This window comes from Planktothricoides raciborskii GIHE-MW2, from assembly GCF_040564635.1.
In the GTDB taxonomy this organism is placed as follows: domain Bacteria; phylum Cyanobacteriota; class Cyanobacteriia; order Cyanobacteriales; family Laspinemataceae; genus Planktothricoides; species Planktothricoides raciborskii.
The window spans coordinates 6609463-6627665 of sequence record NZ_CP159837.1; the positions used below are offsets into that span (position 1 = coordinate 6609463).

Below are 18203 nucleotides of genomic sequence, written 5' to 3' on the forward strand. Positions count from 1 at the left end.
ATAACTATAAATCACAGTTTTTGCCCAGTTTTGCACCGTTACAGAAAGCCATTTTCGGCTAAAAATGCCGGGGTAATTTCATCGATTTGAGCCATATTTGCGGTAGTTTCAGGGAAGTCCGACCATTGAGCATAACCGGCAGAACGGGCAGCTAAGGCACCAATGCTAGAACTGATAAATTTAACCGCATATTTGGCTAAAATATCGCTTTCTAAGTTTACCCAACTTCCGGGTAATAGATATTTAAGATTAGTTTGTTCGTAAGTATGCGGAATTACCGCGACTTTAAACCAACGACTATCAGGGTCACAGTCCGCTACGGTTAAGCTAATTCCGTTAACGGCAATGCTGCCTTTAGATACAATATAGGGAGCAATTTGTGTTTGCCAAAGATGCTGCCAGCGATCGCCTGAAGTAAAAGTAATTTCCCAAGAATTTGCCGTTTGGACGACTTCTTGGAGACAGCCAATGCCATCGACGTGACCGGACACGAAATGACCGCCGATTTTGCTGCCCACGCGCAGGGAGGTTTCCAGGTTGACCCAGGAATTTTCTTGGCGACCGAGGGTGGTGCGTTTCAGGGTTTCCGGGGAGGCACTGGCAATAAATCCTTGAGGTAAAATAGTTTCTACAGTTAGACATACTCCGTCTACGGCTACGCTGTCACCGATCGCTAAATCGGGCAAAATTAGCTCGGATACCGAGGGATTGGCAATTGTAATTTGTAGTTGTTCTGTTCCCAGGGATTTCACCGTCCCGAGTCCTTGAATTAATCCGGTAAACATGATTGGGGAAATGGTTGAATATTTTTTTTCATCTTATGCTGATTATGCTGATGTTCCCCAGTGAGGTTAACTGGAGGCGATCGCCGCCCTGGGGAGGTAGTACAGTTTTCGATCCAGGGATCTGGGATTAAATTTTCTATCGGCACCCAGATCGAGGCATACTGGAGTTGGATTTAAAAATATAACGACCCATCAGTTGATGAGTTCACCCGTTTGCTGACTACGTTTTAACGAGGCTGAGTCGATGATTGAAATGAAAGTTGCCGGAATCGCGCTGGATGCCGCCACTCGGACGCCAATTGTCCTGCTCAGAGATCACGAGGATCGCAGGGCTCTACCGATTTATATTGGTCAAGACCAAGCAAGATCGATTATCAGCGCGTTGGAAAATCACAAGCCCCCAAGACCCCTGACCCATGACCTCATGGTGAATATCCTGGAAGAATGTGATTGGACGATCGAGCGGATTATCGTTCATGCTTTACAGGACAATACTTTTTATGCGGTGCTGACTTTAAAGCATGGTGAGATGAGAAAAGAGATTGATGCTCGTCCGAGTGATGCGATCGCTTTAGCCCTGCGAACTGATTCGCCCATTTGGGTGATGGAAGAAGTGGTTGCCGATGCTTCAATTCCTGTTGACCGTGATGCAGATGAGGCGGAACGGCAAGCCTTCCGAGATTTTGTGGCGAATCTTAGCCCTGAAGAATTGATTAAGCGAGCAGGCTTTACCAGAAAGGATGACGAATAATTTTTGCCAATTTGTCCTGAGTTTCAGGGTATTCGTTTTTTAGCTATTAAGAAATTGACCGTTGCAGCTAACAGCCAATTTCTTAATAGTCAATTTTTTAGGAATTTTTAGGAATTTTTAGGGCTTTTTAGGGATTTTTAGGGTGGGCTGGTTTTTGAGTGATGCAATATCGTCGATTTGGTAAAACTAATCTGGATTTATCGGTATTTTCCCTGGGGACTATGCGATATTTAGCTTCTGAGGAAAATGCGATTAATACTATATATAAAGGTGTCGGTTTGGGGATTAATCACTTGGAAACCGCACCGGGTTACGGCAATAGTGAGAAATATCTCGGTTCTGCCCTATCCAATGGGTTGCCGCGATCGCGCCAGCAATTGTATATTACCAGTAAAATATCTCCGGGAATACCAGCAGCAAAAATCAGTGAGGCGATCGATCTATCTTTAACTCGACTTCAGACCGATTATCTCGACTGTTTGGCCATTCATGGGATTAATACTCAGGAACATTTAGACAATGTTTTAGATTCGGAATATATCAAAGCCCTCCAAGGTGCGATCGCCGATGGTCGGGTAAAACATTTAGGATTTTCCACTCATGGTTCTCTGGAATTAATCTTAGCAGCCATTAACACTGATTTATTTGAATTTATCAATTTACACTACTACTATTTTTTTCAACGCCACGCCCCTGCCGTAGCCTTAGCCCAAAAAAAAGACATGGGCATCTTCATCATTTCCCCAGCAGACAAAGGGGGTAAACTCTATCAACCATCCGCAACTCTCCAGCAACTTTGTCAACCTTTTTCTCCCCTAGAAATCAACTATCGATTTTTACTCAGCAACCCCCAAATTACCACCCTCAGTTTTGGCCCTGCCAACCCGGAAGAACTGGAAATTTTATCAAAATTTGCCGATCGAACCGAACCTTTAACCCCTGGGGAACAAGAAACATTTCACCGGCTAGAAACTCACGCCAGCCAAACCTTAGCATTAGATTACTGTCATCAATGCTATGCTTGTTTACCCTGTCCAGAAACCATTAATATTCCCGAAATATTGCGCCTAAGAAACCTCACCGTTGCCTATCACATGACCGACTATGGACAATATCGTTATCGAATGTTTGAAAATGCCGGTCATTGGTTTCCCGGAAACAAAGGCAACAAATGCACCGAATGTGGAGACTGTTTACCCCGCTGTCCGCACAATCTAAATATTCCCGAACTTTTGCAAGACACCCATCAGCAACTCAATGGCAAAAACGGTCGGAGATTATGGGAATAAAACCCCAGAAACATATTCACCATTGTAAATATACAAATATATCTGTAGGGGCGAAGCATGACCGCAGAAGTTTGATGGTTAAAAGCAAAAATTTAATCCGGTCATGCTTCGCCCTAATTTAGTAGGTTGGGTTGACGTAAGAAAACCCAACAAAACACTGTTATAATGTTGGGTTGAGTACCGATCACCCAACCTACAAATTTATCAATGTCAATCCAAATACATAATACCCATGAGTGACAATATTCTAATTAATCTTCGAGAAGCTTTCTTAAATGCCCCTGGATTTTGGGAAAGTAATCTTTCAGAAAAACCGGGAAACTGGTGCAAATTTGTCGAAGGCATTGACAAAACTCGCAGCGATGGCTATTCCATTGAAGGCAATTTTGTCAGTCAACTTGCCCAAGTCAAATATCAACAACCAGGACTCTATATTCATTGTCAGAAAAAAGGCGGCAAACCGGGACAACAAAAGCGACTTTATACCCTATTCATTCTCCAACATGATGGCACCGTAGAAGTGATTACCGAGTTGGCAAATTCTAGCAAAGATTGGGCGGTGGAACTATGGCCAGAAATTGAGGCTTATTTTGCAAAACAATCCAACTCCGTAGAACAGCGAAAACAGCAGTTAAGGGCAAACATAGAATCCTTAGAATCTGAACTCAGCCAACTCAAAGCCCAACTAGCCGCTTTAGAAATTCAAGAGTAGGTTGGGTTGAGGAACGAAACCCAACTACATATTATCAAGATTATCTTATCCAGATTATCTGGTCTTTACTTTCCTTTTGATGTTACTTGAGGGACAATCAATATTGCCAAAACCATTGACAAATGATACAATAAATTATGTGACGTTGGGTTTCGTGGACGGTGGACCCAACCTACGATATACAAAACGGATAAATAAAATAAAAATAAAATCAAGATACTATGAAAATACATTCTCTGGAAATTCAAAATTTTAGAGCCATCAAAAACCTGTCTTTAGACTTTACCGACTATTTAGGGCGTCCTCAGCCCATCAATTTAATTGTTGGCCCGAATGGTTCTGGTAAAACATCAATTCTTGATGCCATTCATCTGATGGTCAAGATATTTGAAAATCCAGCCCAACCAGACTTAAGAGAAGGATTAGAATATAGTCCTCAACAATTGGTCAGAGGGCGAGGCAATATCGCCGATATCACCTTTGAATTTTCCATAGATAAAGAAGAAGCCCAAGCAATTAATCAAGTCTATGGTGCTTTAAATTTACCCCAACATTTTAATTTATCTGAAGAGGATATACCCCCTCTGAATATTCCCACACAAGTTCGTTGGCGTTATCCCAATCCCGATACATTAAGTATAAGTGCTTATGACTACCAATATTTAGATCCATCTGCGGTTAAAGTATTAGGTGCCAGAGGTCAAGCATCCCAGGCTAAATCCAGGGGTTTATTTTATGGTGATATTTTTGATAAAATTGGGGGAGTCTGTTATTTAGACCAAAGACGGACAATTAGATTACATAAAAATTCTCTGTATCAACCAAATAAAGTAAGCGATAAAGCTGATGTTTTGTCTTGGCTGACTTTCTTTTATTTCAAACATATAAACTGGAATAAAGAAAAATATGGAGAGTCTTATTGGGAACGAATTAAAAGATTATTTAATAAAATCTGTTATCCCGATGAAATGGTAGGGTTAGAATCTGGCCCAGACATTGATACGGTAATTTTCAAAATAAACGGCATGGAATACGACTTTTTGCAAATGAGTTCAGGACAACATCAAATTATGCGAATTTTAGTCGGTTTAGCCGCTGAAAACGCGAAAAATTCTCTCGTGTTAATTGATGAGGTTGAACTGCACTTGCATCCCACCTGGCAAAAAAGATTAATTAATGTACTTCGCCATGATTCTGGGAATAATCAATATATATTTACTAGCCATTCTCCCGCTGTGATGAAATTATTTTCTGATTCAGAAACGATCGCTTTAGGACAATTGGAGGAAAATTAGTGGATTTTTTAAAGAATACCTTATATATTTTAATCGAAGGTGAACCTCAGAGTCCAGAAATTGATTTCCTGGAAAAAGTTATTGGCAACCTTAAAGATAGCTCGCAACTTCCCAATGTTGACCATGACTTAATTGCCGTAGGAGGAAGTAATGCATTTAATTCTATCGCTAGACTCGTTTATGCCCAGAGTAATTTACACCGAAAAATCCCGGTTTTGGCAATTACCGATCGCGACTTTAAAAGAGAACAAGATATCCAACGAAAGCAACAAACAACCGATAAATATTTAGTCAACAACAAGGTGGTGCGGGAACTATGTTGGCCCAGACATGAATGGGAAAATTATTTATTAGAAGAAACGGAGATGCTTGCGGAAATTTTGAATCAAATACCAATCAGGCAATCAGGACAACCATCTGCCCCATCAAAAAAACCAAAATTATTTAAACGGAGAAATACCATTCTGAGCAAAAGTCAGCTAGACAATTGGTTAAAGGAATATTTTCAGAATAAAATTAAAGATGAATTAATTGAGTGTTTAAAGTTTAGATTTAACACCGATAAAATTTGTCCTCAGCTAGAAAATATTAGTAATGATGATATTTTAGATATAGCTGCCATGAAAGATTGGTTTTTGCGACCAATTGAGCAGAATTGTCAAGCGGAAATCCGTAGTCAACATATTGAAGAGATTAATTCCAGATTTGAGGATACTTTAGCTGAATTAGACTGGGAAAACTGGTTAAATAATCCTAGCTTGGTTGATTTTGACCAAGCCAAAAGATATTTTCGAGGCAAAGAAGCTTTTGAGAATTTATTTGAAAAATTAAATCAAGAAGTTGACTTGGTGCCAGGAAAGACATATCGTAACTTTATTAAAGAAATTATGTTACCAGAAATGGAACATCAGCCAGATTGTCTTTTAATTCAAGAACTGGGAACGATGCTGTCACCTTATTTTGAGATAGTCGCTTAATATCAAAATCCTACTGGATGATATATAATGCCTTTAATTATTTGTCCCGGATACCACGATCGCGCACTCACTGACGATTTTTTGCAACAGTGTCATTTCCCCTCAACGGCACAAATTTTAGTATTTCCAGCCCATCAGCAACCGGCTTATTCTCCTTTTCATCTTAGCCAATTTTTGCAAGCAAATCTAACTCCAAAAGCTGATAATCCGCTACTATTTATCAGTTTTAGTGCGGGGGTTGTAGGGGCGATCGCGGCTGCGAAGAATTGGCAAGAATTGGGCGGCAATGTAACAGCATTTATTGCCTTAGATGGTTGGGGAGTTCCGTTATTTGGCGACTTTCCCATCCACCGTTTAAGTCACGATTATTTTACCCATTGGAGTTCAGCCCCCTTTGGGATTAAATGCCTGGGAGAAAGCAGGGATAGTTTTTATGCTGACCCACCCGTAGACCATTTACAATTATGGCGTCAACCCGCGATAACTTGCGGCTATCAGGTGATGGGAAATGATGATTCTGTCCCTCGAAAATTGACCACTGCCGCTGAATTTATCCGCGATCTTTATTGCGGGTATTTGGAATGACGGGGTTAATAACCGTAGGTTTTCAGAGATTTTATCAGAAAAAACGCTATGTTGCTTATTATAGCGAAAATTGAAGCTAATAAATCGGGTTTCTGTGATAATTTTGCCATCAAAGTCGAGATGTCACCAATAAATTCGGTTTCTGAGTCTCGCTACGATAAGTCTAGCTATGTCTAGGCTGATCTTTCTTGGCATTAGGAAACCCGATTTATATTTTTTAACTTAAGAATTACGGATAGTTTGTTTAAAGTTCCAAAAACCAAAGGCTAACCAAGCGATCAAGATTAGTCCAGTTAGACCCAAAACTGCGATCGGGCCAAATTGGTTAATCAAAGCTGGGGCAGCAGCAGTAAACAATCCGCCTCCGACAATAGGTTCAAACAACAGTTGTTTATAAGCAAAACTCTCGAACGCCCCAGACTTATTTTGGGGATCGACCATCCGCATGAGTACAATACCAGTTGCCGTCACTCCCATTGATTGTCCCATATCGCCAATACCGCGTTCAAACCAAAAAGAAGGCAATAAGCGTGGCCCCAGAAATAAAAATACCCAAACATTCCACACGATTCCCGCAATCGAAAGGATAATAAAAGGCCAGATATTGCTGCCTAAAACTTTCAGGGAAATTGTGGCGATGGCAGTGACAATTACGATGTCTAATGCGACTCCCGCAATATTAGCTATGAGTGGGCGAATAATTAAGAAACTCAAGCCCAAGCGTTCGAGAATGAGTTGGACAATTAGGCCACCGATTAAAGCCATTGGAAATAGGGGAACATACGCCATCAGTTTGAATCCCTGGGTTGCCCAAGTGAGATTTTCCACCGCGACTAATCCTTGCAAAATTAACCAACCAATCAATAAGGCTAAGGCGACAAAACCAAGATTTAATGTCAATGGATCGATAAGCAAATCTTGAAGTAAATTGGCTCTAGCCACTTGAATCTCCCTAGATTCTCGATCCTCTTTGATCGTTGATTGATCCGGTTGATTCGGGTCAATTTTATCAATTTGTAATTTCCCATTTCGTCTCCCCCAATTGGCCAAAGCTGTTCCGGCAACAATGCCAGAAACAATCCCCACAGTAGCTAATCCTAGGGATAAATCGGCACCTTCGGGAAAGCCTAACTGAACAAAAGTTTCTGCCATTCCCGCAGCCGTACCATGTCCTCCTTCAAAGGCTACTTCTATTAAGGCACCCGCCATTGGATCGATGCCGAATAGCGGCGTTAAAACCAGTAAGACTAGCAAAAGTCCCACTACATATTGTCCCCAGGCTAAAGTTTGCCCAAACGCCACCTGGGGCGCTGCTTTGCGCCAAATTTCTCTGGGACTGGGAATGGTTTCCCCGAGAAAAATGGCTGCGAACACGATATTAATAAAAATTCCGGGAGATTGTGACCAAACGGTGCGAATGGTTTCGCTAAATAAGCCATTAGCCACGGAAGAGTTAGGACCTGCGATCGCGCCTAAAACTCCTGGACCGAGTAGCAATGCTAACACCCCTGCCACAATGGAACTAGGAATATAGAGCGATCGCAACCATTGGATTTTTTGACGAATTACTCTGGCAATTAAAATTAAAATGCCAAGAATGATAAATGCAAAAAACGCATCTTTCAGATTAAACATTTTCCACCTATTTCAATAAAGATACTAACCAGGGAGCGATTGTATATTTTACTAGATATCTTTAAAATCTACATAACATTCATTTAATTTGTTAATAGTTTTAATTATTGTAGACCATATTTAACAAATGTTTGATCTAATGTAGATTGGCTATTTGTAATCATTTTGATGAAAAGTTATCTAGCTACAATCTCAGAATACAAAATCAAAATTTTCCAAAAATGGATAAAATTTTTACAGTTAAAATTTTATCCACAATCACAATCACCACAATCAGGATCGCCACCACAATCGCCACAACCCGGAATACATTCGTCAAGACACCCTCCTGGAGAACAGCTACAATTCCATTGGCTATTATTCTGCTCTCGGCGGCGTTTTTCTTCTAAGGTTTCTGCACGCAGGATAATTTTGGCAGTTTTACAAGCACTGAATCGTTTACGAGATAGAGAAATTGCTGACTGTAAATCTTGTTCAATCAGCATATTTTTGACATACTGTGAGCAAGAATCACTACCATATAAAACCCGATGAGCACAAGAAAAACCCTTATGGGGAGACAAATATTTTTGATAACCCCGAATTAAAGCCACTCCAGTTTGTTTCGTCATCTGCTCTAAAGTCTGACTGGTTGCCATCACAATAGGATGACGATATTGAGACAGATGCTCTAAAGTATCGCCAACGGAGTTAACTAGAGAATAGAGTAAACCTTTGGAGGTGTGAATAAATCCTCGGAAGATGGCGTATTGCCATCTCCGGGAATAAGATAAAGTTTTCATAATTGACTACCCAAATTCTAGTGATTTTTTAGGACATTTTATTGCCGCAATTAGAGCAAAACTTATCATTAATAGACATGGAATTACCACAGTTATTGCAGGATTTTACACCAGGATTTGCCATCATATTTCCTACTTTTTCGGATTGATTATCCTGGGGTTCAGTCGTGAATCCAAAATGAGGTTCGGTGATGACTGGAGGAGGAGTTGAAGGACTGTTTACAGTGCCGAGTTTATGGTCAATGATAAATTCGAGAATGATGGTTTTTTCCCGGAGATACATGGGTTCATCATTATTGTTCCGAAACTCAGTTTTGAGTCGTTCGGCTAAAAAGTCTTGTAGTTGTTTGCCCAGTTGTTGTTTTTGCGATTCCGTTTCGGCTCGATCCAGCCGTTCATTAAGTTGTCGTTCGACTTCTTGTCTGTCTTCTCGACAATCAGGTAATTCCAGAACTTGAACTGTATCTTCCCAGTTAGCTGCTACGGTTACGTTATCTTCACCCAATGGAGTCATGATGCGGTAACGAATCACATCTTGTTTGGTTTTTTGGTTGATTTCCTGACGCAAAATTCCCAAAGCACGGGCAATTAAAACTAACTGTTCAATGGTGGGGTCGGGGCGATGAAAATCCCAAAACACCATATCTTTTTGAATGTGAACAGGAGTGGGTAATTCATTGTCACTTTTCACACCTTTGAGAATAGCACGTTCAGCTTTAATTCGTTTGCCTCGCCATTGTTGGTAGGCTTTGCGAAGATTCTCAGTTCCAGCAATAGCTCGTAAAGAAAAGCCCCCTATTTCGTGAGTTGCTACAATTTTGTGCCGTTCTCGGTTGCTCAAGGGTGCGATCGCATCTATCTGGACAAAAAATTTCTTGAGCAGAGGAACTTGTTGTTGTGCTGCGGTTTCGGAGGTTTTTTCTCCTCCAATAATTCCCGCAAGATGACCTTCTTCGGGCTTAAATCCTCCCTCTTGAGGAATGGTTTGATCTAAACGAATTAAGGGTTTAGACAAGTTAAATAAACGTTGAATCTCTCGTTGTCGCTCTTGGGTTCCCGGGTACAATCGCATAAAACGGGTGCAAGCATCCATTTCGGTGTGCAGTTTACTGTTGGCGGGTGCTTCCTGAATTTTCCGTCGGGTGAATTGTTCAACTACATCCTCAAACTGGGGATATTGAAGCTCATCAATGCGAGCCACATCCAAAAGATGAAATTCTTGTTGACCATAGGCAGATTGAGTCCAGAATTTGCTGTTTTGGCTGGCGGCTTTTATATTTTGGGTGAGTTGACTAAAAAGGATATCCAGCCCTTGAGACTTGCTAATAAAATCATCGTAAAGTTCTTTCAACTCCCGTCGTTCAAACAGTTTGAGTCCAACTAATTCCAATTGTTCTATGTAATTCTCAGATTGAGCGATCGAGTCACGATACTTAGTTTCTGAACCTGAAATTCGCCCAGTCCATCGGTCAATTTCATTCTCAACCTCTTGAATGACACCAAGAAAGCGGGTTTGAATGTTAACGGCTATTAGACGAGACTGGCGTTGTAATGTGGCTTGATAACTTTTTTCAATCCCTCCAATCGCTCGATCGCACCATTCTTTCATCTGATTTTCCTTGGTTGCTATCCAGCGATCGCTAAATTCATCAATTTGAGAACTCGCTTGATTGTATTCTGCTAAAGCCGCTTTTTCAATACCTTCCCAAGTTTTTTCGGCTTCCCGTTGCAATTTTTCAATTTCTGTTTGTAAGCTGGTTCGCATTTGCTCCAGGAGTGCCTTGATAGCGCGAGCCCCTTGGCTCTTATCTTCTAAATAGTCGTAGATTTTTCCTTTAAAAGTTCGTGCTGTTTCAAGAAACAGTTTTTCGCCGTTGTCCTGCATTCTTTGAAGGAAGTCACCGCGTCTTCTTTGGTCATCTCGGAGATGATCTAAGCGATATTCTTCAACAGTTGGGTTAAGATAACGGCTCACAAACTCCAAAATTTTACCCGTTTCTTTGGCAAAAGGGTTGGGAAGTTGAGCGGTACATTTTAATCGTTGTTCGACGTTGATATTATTCTCTAGTTGCTTAATCCATTGTTGGATAACGACTTCATAACGCTTACCCTCTGGATTAAGTAAAATCTCATTCAGCAGTTCTTTACTAGACAACTTCAACTCTTTGAGTTCTGCTTCTGCCTCTTGTTGAACATCACTAGGAAGTTGAACATTCGCATTCAGCCACCACTGATATAAGTCAGCGGCTAACTTTACAGCAAGCGCTTTGCGAATGGCGTGAACTGGAATCTCAATACTAGCAATGCCAAAACTCAAAAAATTAAGAGAGTAACTCCGACCAATCGGGTCTTGTTGAGGATTTGTGGGTTGATCTACTTTTTTAATAGCGGACTTGCTGACATTATCTCGCACAGTTATTTTATAACTAGCAAAGTCAGAAGCTAACGTCATAAAAATCTGTTGAGCCATCATTTCATGGATCGTGGCTATTTTTAACTCTCTCAATTCGTTGCGGGTTCCAGTTAAATACAGAAAGTCATAGGGAGGCCGACTTGTTATAATTCTAATACCTTCTGCTGTACCATACTTAACGTTATAAGTATTCTTGGTATCAGAAAAATAATTTAATTCCATGAGAGCAGCATAACCATTTTCCTGAGTTCTAATGTCTCCAGAAATTCCTGCAAAAGCATCAGGAGTTGGTATAATCGCTATGGTGTTTAATTTTGTTTCTCCTTGAAACCAATCTCGCAAGCAATAACCTAAATCAATCAGCATTCCACTCCCAGTCCCACCAGATATGGAACCGACAACAAAAATGTTGAGTTCATTTTTGACGATTATAACGTCATTATCAATCGTTAGCTGATCCTGTTTAGGTATTCTATTTTTAGCTTCTTGACATTTTTTTTGAATCTGTTCATGGTTATAAAAAAAAGCAAAACGACCGCAGGCTCTAATCTGACCTGCGCCTTCTTGCGATACTAACTGTTCAGTAGTTAATTCAGGAGGAAGCCAGTCATGATACCGCGAGTGGGTGGTGGCATTGTTTTTGATATCGTCAGCATTTTTATAACTGACACGAGCCCAGAATTTTTCATTCTCTTCCAGCGGAGGGCCAGCCATTTCTGGCTTTTTTACTTTATAGTTTTGATCGGTATCGATATGCAAAAAAGACACAACAGGCAATTTTTCTAAACTACCGTAGCATTCCACAATCAAGCGACGAACACGAGTCATCGCTTCTAAGCCTGTTCCACCGACACCAATAATTAAAGTTGGCACAATTGTATTTTCTTGAAGATTATTATTGTCTTGTCCTACATTTGCATTAACCATGATTTACTCCTTTTTAACAATTAACAAGATTGAAACGGATTAAATAATCCTGATGCGATCAGATAGATCGGAGTGGCTACTGTCCAAAACATCGCATTGTAAACGGCAAGCTTACTGGCATAGTCAATCCTAATTCTGAGAGATTTATCTAAAAATCGTTCTAATGGTAACAAGATCATCCACATGAATGAAATGAACGCCAAACCATAAAACAAAGACACTAACGGACTGGCATTAAACCGATTAAACACTGTCTCTGAAAGCAAATCGATGACGCTACTGGAACTGGCTTCTAAGGCAATACCACCCGTTTGGTTTGCCCACTGATTAATTTCGGCAGTCAGAGGTTGACCGACGATCAAAAAATTTAACCTGACGTTATGAGCTTGGACTTGCTCAATTATCTCTGGTTCGAGAGTAAATACACCATCGGTAATCACCAAGATTTCTGTACAGAGTGTCGGCTGGTTTTTCAGTGTATATAAACCATTTTCTACAGCTAAATTAATGTTGGTTCCTCCACTAATACGGTTGGCCAGGGAAGGTTGAACAACTTGATTGATTGCTCTGGTAATTTCTTCAGGATCACTAGAGAATCCACTGGTAATCGGAACAACGGAACTAGCAAACCCTGAAACGGATATCAGATTAGGTTGAGAGAGTCCAGCATTGCGAGTTGCATAGGCTTTGACTGCTTCAATTTCCTGAGCCATAATTGTTCCTGGCTTGTTAAAATTTGCTAGGGAATTGTCATAAGTGCTACCACTGAGATCGAGAGCTAAATGAACGGCAACTAAGCGGGGAAACCAACCTAATTGACCAGCCAGGATCGCTAAGACTAGACAGATGGCTAGACAGGCGGCGGAAATTTGAAATATAGCATAACGCCAAACGGGTTGGTGCTCATGTAAAGGCATCGGTTTAGGTGTCCTCCTTACTTAATAGGTTGAAAGGAAAATTGCGTGCCTTTGGGGGCATTTCTTCCTCCTTTCACTGCTTGGACTAGAATGGGATCACCTTGACGATCGCCTGTGGATTCAAACTGAAGTAAATTACCAGAAGTATCAGCATTGGATAAGCTAATATTTCTGATATTTTGTAAAACGCTAGAACGAGATGCTTGCTCGGATAAAGCGTTAATCATTGCTTGAGTTGCATCAAAACTCATGGCAGTGCGCCAATTAACCTGTCCTAACCATCGTCTTTCTGCGGCTTCGGCATATTTCCCTTCGGCAAACCAAGGAACGGCTAAAATTAATCCTTCCACTGCGTTGCTACCCGATGTTAAAGTGTTGGGATTGTATAGAGCATCTCCTCCTAATAATTTCATTTGGTTGTTGTTAGCAACAGCTAGGGCGATCGCCACTGAAATATAGGCAGTATTGGGAAAGATAACAATCGCCTCTGTTTGTCCTTGTAAGTTTTGAATTTCTCGCTGTGGTTCAAGTTGCTGATTACTTAAATCAATAGTTTTTACTACTCTTCCTCCGAATTGCTGAAATGCTTGGGAAAAAGCTATTTCTAGACTTTTGCTGTAGCTACTATTGGGATTATAAAATATAGCTACAGTTTCGATACCTAGACTATATCTAGCATAATCAGCCAGTTTTTGACCGTTGATCGCATCAGAGGGTAAGGTTCTGAAAAAATTGTCTCCCGACAAAGCGGTACTGGTACTTGTTGGCGAAATCATGGGTACGCCAGCTTTTTTATACTCAGCTAAACCGGCTTGACTGGCGTCACTGGAGTTGTGTCCAATTACACCTAACAAATTGGGATCGCTTGCTAATCTTTTGGCCACTTCTGTGGCTCGTTGCGGATCGTTACTATCATTAGCTATTATTACTTCTAATAATCTCCCATTTAACCCACCCACTTGATTAAACCTGGTTTGAGCGTCGGCAACTCCTCTTAACATTTCTTCGGCGGAACTAGCGGCAGTGTCGATAGGAACAACAGCCCCAATTAGGAAAGGAGAACCAGCTAAACGTGCTTTAGCATTGTTCAGATAAATTTGATGTTCAGGAGAGTTGCGATCGCCACTTACAGCCTTCTCAAAATCTTGTACTGCTTGACTATACTGTCCGTTTCTAAAGGCTTCAATGCCCCGTTCGCTATCGGGATTTGCTCTGCCAACAAATAAGCGATTTTCTCCACTACTATAGCGCTCTATAGTTGATGTAACAGTTGGGGTAGAAGTTGGGGTAGAAGTTGGGGTAGAAGTTGGGGTAGAAGTTGATTTAACTGCAACTGCTACACAGGAAAATCCCTGTTTTTGTTGACCTGTCGGACAAGGCTTAAATAGACCAGAAATTCCATATCCTACCCCACCCAATAAAGCTAAAATTACGGCAGCAGCCCCAACTTTAGACCAAGGAATTGGTGGGTTATTTGAACCACCGCCTCCCGAATAGTTTCGGGGACGCCCGCAGATCATACATCTCTCCGTTCCTGCGGGATTTTCAATCAATTCATGCTTGTTATATTTGGGTGGGGCGCCTTCACATTCCCAAGGGGTATTTGGATCGTCAGCCATTGCCATTCTCCTTGTCTTAATAAAATTTACCAAGTAAATAAGTTGTGTAAATTCAGCTAATTATAAGGCGCTTTATATATGATTTAATGGCATAAAAAATAATTTGATATATTATGTAATTAATCAACAGTCTAATATCAATTTTTTATTCCATCGATCACGACCTTGAATAAGAATTTCTATTTTGGCGAGATAAGTAAGCTTTCCAGCGAGGTTTTTCTCCTTTTACATAAGTGATATTTTATTAACTATATGAGTAATCTCATGGTTTCAAAGTTTTTTCATGGCCGAAAAAACGTAATACTCGACTTCACACAGTTAGACTCGTTGCATGGTTTTTTGTGTTACAATAAAACAGCTTGGTAATTTTTTTATTTGGGAAAGCCGATTTAATTGCGTATCTGCAATCATTTATATGCTGAAGGCGATCGTACTTATCTTGCGGGGTTTCAGACATCAACATAAAACTGTCAGACCCAAAGAGTGAAGTAACAAATATCCTTTGCCTATGGTAAAGCGATCGCCCCATCAAAGAAAAGCGGAAAAAGACGGATCTTTTTTTAAGTTTTATTACCTGAAATTTTGCCACTTCAAAAAAGACGGGAAAAGACGGAAAAAAGACGGAAAAAAGACGGATATAAACCAAAAGACGGAAAAAGACGGGTATAATAATCACTGTTCTGTTAACTCTCAGATCATGGACATTGCCGCAGTCTTGGAATTTCTCGATGAGGTGGTACATCGCAATACGGGCAAACGTTTAAATAAGTTGCAGCGGGGAATTATTGAAGGAACCCTAAAGCAACAAAAGTATGCTGATATTGCAGATAATTACGATCTCAGCCCAGGTCATGTTAAGGATATGGGTTATGAACTATTGCAACTTTTATCGAATATTTTTGGCGAAAAAGTCACTAAAAATAATCTTGAATCTATCCTGGAACGGCAAGGAAATATAAATCTGTCTTTTGGAAATGAAAGTATTAATACTAACAATAGCAACATTATTGGTTCGATAAATATTTGCCCTAAACATCCTTCGGATATTGTTGATAATAATCCGCCTGTAAAAGCTGAGAAATCCCGTAGCAAAAATAAAGGTCATAGTCCAGCGATCGCCAAATTAAAGAAATTTGGCTTAACCGATGAACAAATAGCCGAAGCCTTGGGGCTACCATTGTCCGAAGTTAAACAAATTGATTCAATGTAGGGGCTTTCGCATTGGCGGATAAATCTCTCGGTTAAACCGAAAAATTATCGCCGCCAATGCGAAAGCCCCCAATTTTAATCCCATAATAAACTATTGATATGGTGCGTTACGGCGGCAGCGAAAATTAACATTTTTACCCGGAAATAATTGCCGCCTAACACACCCTAACTAGGCATTAGAAACCCGGTTTCTTTGGTTTCATTTGGTGGATTTAATTTTTCGAGGCACTAGAAACCGGGTTTCTTTGTCCGGGGTCGAGAGTTGTTTTTTTTACTATTTCCTATTCATATAGCGACCCTGAATCATTTTGGCAATGAATTCGACGTCCGCTCATAATAGACAACATCGCTTTGATAAGGTGTCGATCCCCCCAACCACCCTTAAAACCGCCTGCTCCGCACCGCAGCATAGCTGCGAACGGCTTTTAAGAATTCTGCAAGAAGTCTATTTTAATCATCACAATAGAGATTCACAAAATCGTAAAGATTCATTATGGATATTCCGGCAAAATTCTCTAAAACCAATAAATAAATCGCGATCGCCTGTAATCACAACTTCAACTTGAGCGGATAAAGCAGCCGCTAGAATATGATTATCCTTAACATCTCTTAACTCAGGGACATCAATGGAAATATTAGGGCAAAAATTGATAATTTCTGTTGCAGCATCCAATATATCTTCCACTGTTAAACCGAGAGATTGAATTTTTGAGTCAAATTTAGTCCGTCTTAAAGTGGCTTCTAATTCTTTAAATAAAGCCTCAGAAGCAAAAATTATAATTTGATGATTTTGAGCCAGTTGGATAATTTTACGGGGAACCCCTCCCCAGAGTAACCCTGATATCCAAACATTAACATCGACAACCACTTTCATGGATTACCCCATAATTCTTGTCTAACTTCTTTAACGACTTGACTAATTTCTGCTAAACTAGGTTGTTCTGGGTCGAGACCTGCTTCATCCACTCGTTGCCATAATTCATCTAAGGTTAATTTTTTTTAGTTTTGGTCAATTTGATTTCATTTTCGGTCAGAGAAATTTCATATTCGGTCAAAGGTTGAAGTTGTTTTAATATTTCTGAAGGAATCTCTAGTTTTCCTTCTGGAGTAACTATGGCAGTTAATTGTATAGTCATTGTTTTCTCCTGCTTTAACTTTACCTATTTCTTATTGTACCCCATCGATCGCATAATTAGTAGTATTGTAGGTTGGGCAAAAGTAAACCACAGAGACACAGAGGTTCACAGAGGGGATTGTATAAATTTTGAAATCCTCTGTGTTTCTCTGTGTCTCTGTGGTTTAAACCCCTAATTTCTTGCCAAATTTAACCCAGAAATCCGGTTGCTTTGGTTGCTATTTTTGTCTAGTTTGTGATACAATGCGATCAAAGTACCAGTTAATCCCAGGGCCGAGAATACTATGCAGTCGATTCAGTAAGGAAATTTCTAACCCAGGGGCGATCGCAAATACTTTTTTCTCAATTCCTTGGACGATTTCTTGGGCAACTCCTGCCGCTGTCCACATATCTGCGGTGGCAGTAATTCGTTTAGTTTCTTCCGGCTTAGTTTTATTTTCGGCAACCAATTGGGGGGTGTCCGTATCGGGGGGATAAACAATCGAAACATTAACCCCATAAACCTTCATTTCCCCACGCAAAGATTCGGCTAATCCCCGTAAGGCAAATTTAGTCGGGGAATAGGTGGTATAACCATAAATACCAATTAATCCCGCCCCAGAGGAAACTAACACAATATGCCCTTTTTTCCGTTCCAACATTTGCGGGACAACGGCCCGAATTGCGTAAAGGGTGCCAAAATAATTAATGGCCATTGTTTGTTCAAATATTTCGATCGCCTGGTCTTGAAAATATCCGGGCTGGGCAATTCCCGCAGAAGTAATTAAATAATCAACCGGGCCATTTTGCGCGATCGCTTTTTGAATAGCTGCTTCTATGTCTTCGCGGTGAGAAACATCAGCGGCAATAGTAACAACTTGCTGATTACTATTAACGCTGGCGGCTTCAATTTCCGTTTTAGCTTCAGCCAAAATGCTTTCTGTCCGGGCAATAATGGAAATATTTGCTCCTTTGCTGGCTAAAAGTTTAGCGGTGGCTTTACCAATGCCACTAGAACCACCTGTAATAATAGCGTGTGAATTATTAAAATTCATTTGTTATTGGTTGTTGGTTGTTGGTTGTTGGTTGGGGCCGCCATCGGCCGCCATCGGCCGCCATCGGCCGCCATCGGCCGCCATCGGCCGCCATCGGTGCAGGGGTGCAGGGGAGCAGGGGAGCAGAGGAGCAGAGGA

Annotated in this window: 16 protein-coding genes; 7 read left to right on the top strand and 9 right to left on the bottom strand. The window is 40.7% G+C overall.

Going from position 1 to position 18203, the window contains the following annotated elements:
* Positions 1 to 38: 38 nt before the first annotated feature.
* Entirely contained in the window at positions 39 to 785 is a 747-nt protein-coding gene (gene ribE / locus ABWT76_RS28180) for a riboflavin synthase (protein ID WP_054468946.1), read from the bottom strand.
* A gap of 244 nt (positions 786 to 1029) precedes the next feature.
* Between ribE and ABWT76_RS28185 the strand changes: the two genes are divergently transcribed.
* From ABWT76_RS28185 to ABWT76_RS28210, 6 genes are all read left to right on the top strand, one after another.
* The gene (locus ABWT76_RS28185) at positions 1030 to 1536 is read left to right on the top strand and encodes a bifunctional nuclease family protein (RefSeq protein ID WP_054468945.1); all 507 of its coding nucleotides are present in this window, start codon (positions 1030 to 1032) and stop codon (positions 1534 to 1536) included.
* 161 nt (positions 1537 to 1697) lie between these two features.
* Positions 1698 to 2825 carry an aldo/keto reductase gene (locus ABWT76_RS28190; protein WP_354635298.1) on the top strand — a complete coding sequence of 376 codons (1128 nt, stop codon included), beginning with the start codon at positions 1698 to 1700 and terminating at the stop codon, positions 2823 to 2825.
* A 232-nt stretch (positions 2826 to 3057) separates the two neighbouring features.
* Positions 3058 to 3537, top strand: a complete 480-nt coding sequence (locus ABWT76_RS28195) for a hypothetical protein (RefSeq protein WP_354635299.1) — start codon at positions 3058 to 3060, stop codon at positions 3535 to 3537.
* A gap of 221 nt (positions 3538 to 3758) precedes the next feature.
* Positions 3759 to 4832 carry an AAA family ATPase gene (locus tag ABWT76_RS28200; protein ID WP_354635300.1) on the top strand — a complete coding sequence of 358 codons (1074 nt, stop codon included), beginning with the start codon at positions 3759 to 3761 and terminating at the stop codon, positions 4830 to 4832.
* On the top strand, positions 4832 to 5809 hold the full coding sequence (locus ABWT76_RS28205) for a hypothetical protein (protein ID WP_354635301.1): 978 nt from the start codon (positions 4832 to 4834) through the stop codon (positions 5807 to 5809). The genes ABWT76_RS28200 and ABWT76_RS28205 overlap by 1 nt, the downstream gene beginning before the upstream one ends.
* Positions 5810 to 5836: 27 nt before the next feature.
* Positions 5837 to 6394 carry a hypothetical protein gene (locus tag ABWT76_RS28210; protein WP_354635302.1) on the top strand — a complete coding sequence of 186 codons (558 nt, stop codon included), beginning with the start codon at positions 5837 to 5839 and terminating at the stop codon, positions 6392 to 6394.
* 222 nt (positions 6395 to 6616) lie between these two features.
* On the opposite strand, the gene ABWT76_RS28215 is transcribed toward ABWT76_RS28210, so the two are convergent.
* The 5 genes from ABWT76_RS28215 to ABWT76_RS28235 form a co-directional block, all read right to left on the bottom strand.
* Positions 6617 to 8029, bottom strand: a complete 1413-nt coding sequence (locus tag ABWT76_RS28215) for a sodium/glutamate symporter (protein ID WP_354635303.1) — start codon at positions 8027 to 8029, stop codon at positions 6617 to 6619.
* A 248-nt stretch (positions 8030 to 8277) separates the two neighbouring features.
* Complete coding sequence (gene yidD / locus ABWT76_RS28220) at positions 8278 to 8811, bottom strand: membrane protein insertion efficiency factor YidD (protein WP_354635304.1); 534 nt, start codon at positions 8809 to 8811, stop codon at positions 8278 to 8280.
* A 28-nt stretch (positions 8812 to 8839) separates the two neighbouring features.
* Complete coding sequence (locus ABWT76_RS28225) at positions 8840 to 12151, bottom strand: tubulin-like doman-containing protein (protein ID WP_354635305.1); 3312 nt, start codon at positions 12149 to 12151, stop codon at positions 8840 to 8842.
* A 20-nt stretch (positions 12152 to 12171) separates the two neighbouring features.
* Positions 12172 to 13068, bottom strand: coding sequence for a vWA domain-containing protein (locus tag ABWT76_RS28230; RefSeq protein WP_354635306.1), 897 nt, complete (start codon positions 13066 to 13068; stop codon positions 12172 to 12174).
* A gap of 17 nt (positions 13069 to 13085) precedes the next feature.
* The gene (locus tag ABWT76_RS28235) at positions 13086 to 14687 is read right to left on the bottom strand and encodes an ABC transporter substrate-binding protein (protein WP_354635307.1); all 1602 of its coding nucleotides are present in this window, start codon (positions 14685 to 14687) and stop codon (positions 13086 to 13088) included.
* Positions 14688 to 15195: 508 nt separating this feature from the next.
* Here ABWT76_RS28235 and ABWT76_RS28240 point away from each other — a divergent pair.
* Positions 15196 to 15897, top strand: coding sequence for a hypothetical protein (locus tag ABWT76_RS28240; protein ID WP_231636891.1), 702 nt, complete (start codon positions 15196 to 15198; stop codon positions 15895 to 15897).
* Positions 15898 to 16353: 456 nt separating this feature from the next.
* Here ABWT76_RS28240 and ABWT76_RS28245 read toward each other — a convergent pair whose 3' ends face one another.
* From ABWT76_RS28245 to ABWT76_RS28255, 3 genes are all read right to left on the bottom strand, one after another.
* Positions 16354 to 16770 (bottom strand): putative toxin-antitoxin system toxin component, PIN family, encoded by a 417-nt coding sequence (locus tag ABWT76_RS28245; RefSeq protein ID WP_197285355.1) that lies wholly within the window; start codon positions 16768 to 16770, stop codon positions 16354 to 16356.
* A 115-nt stretch (positions 16771 to 16885) separates the two neighbouring features.
* On the bottom strand, positions 16886 to 17032 hold the full coding sequence (locus ABWT76_RS28250; protein WP_197285354.1) for a hypothetical protein: 147 nt from the start codon (positions 17030 to 17032) through the stop codon (positions 16886 to 16888).
* Between the two features lie 217 nt (positions 17033 to 17249).
* Entirely contained in the window at positions 17250 to 18065 is an 816-nt protein-coding gene (locus ABWT76_RS28255) for an SDR family oxidoreductase (protein WP_054468937.1), read from the bottom strand.
* Between the last annotated feature and the right edge of the window lie 138 nt (positions 18066 to 18203).

Bases quoted from the DNA above. Each gene is read 5' to 3' on its own strand.
- ribE (WP_054468946.1), bottom strand. From the start codon at position 785: ATGTTTACCGGATTAATTCAAGGACTCGGGACGGTGAAATCCCTGGGA.
- ABWT76_RS28185 (WP_054468945.1), top strand. From the start codon at position 1,030: ATGATTGAAATGAAAGTTGCCGGAATCGCGCTGGATGCCGCCACTCGG.
- ABWT76_RS28190 (WP_354635298.1), top strand. From the start codon at position 1,698: ATGCAATATCGTCGATTTGGTAAAACTAATCTGGATTTATCGGTATTT.
- ABWT76_RS28195 (WP_354635299.1), top strand. From the start codon at position 3,058: ATGAGTGACAATATTCTAATTAATCTTCGAGAAGCTTTCTTAAATGCC.
- ABWT76_RS28200 (WP_354635300.1), top strand. From the start codon at position 3,759: ATGAAAATACATTCTCTGGAAATTCAAAATTTTAGAGCCATCAAAAAC.
- ABWT76_RS28210 (WP_354635302.1), top strand. From the start codon at position 5,837: ATGCCTTTAATTATTTGTCCCGGATACCACGATCGCGCACTCACTGAC.
- ABWT76_RS28215 (WP_354635303.1), bottom strand. From the start codon at position 8,029: ATGTTTAATCTGAAAGATGCGTTTTTTGCATTTATCATTCTTGGCATT.
- yidD (WP_354635304.1), bottom strand. From the start codon at position 8,811: ATGAAAACTTTATCTTATTCCCGGAGATGGCAATACGCCATCTTCCGA.
- ABWT76_RS28225 (WP_354635305.1), bottom strand. From the start codon at position 12,151: ATGGTTAATGCAAATGTAGGACAAGACAATAATAATCTTCAAGAAAAT.
- ABWT76_RS28230 (WP_354635306.1), bottom strand. From the start codon at position 13,068: ATGCCTTTACATGAGCACCAACCCGTTTGGCGTTATGCTATATTTCAA.
- ABWT76_RS28235 (WP_354635307.1), bottom strand. From the start codon at position 14,687: ATGGCTGACGATCCAAATACCCCTTGGGAATGTGAAGGCGCCCCACCC.
- ABWT76_RS28240 (WP_231636891.1), top strand. From the start codon at position 15,196: ATGGTAAAGCGATCGCCCCATCAAAGAAAAGCGGAAAAAGACGGATCT.
- ABWT76_RS28245 (WP_197285355.1), bottom strand. From the start codon at position 16,770: ATGAAAGTGGTTGTCGATGTTAATGTTTGGATATCAGGGTTACTCTGG.
- ABWT76_RS28250 (WP_197285354.1), bottom strand. From the start codon at position 17,032: ATGACTATACAATTAACTGCCATAGTTACTCCAGAAGGAAAACTAGAG.
- ABWT76_RS28255 (WP_054468937.1), bottom strand. From the start codon at position 18,065: ATGAATTTTAATAATTCACACGCTATTATTACAGGTGGTTCTAGTGGC.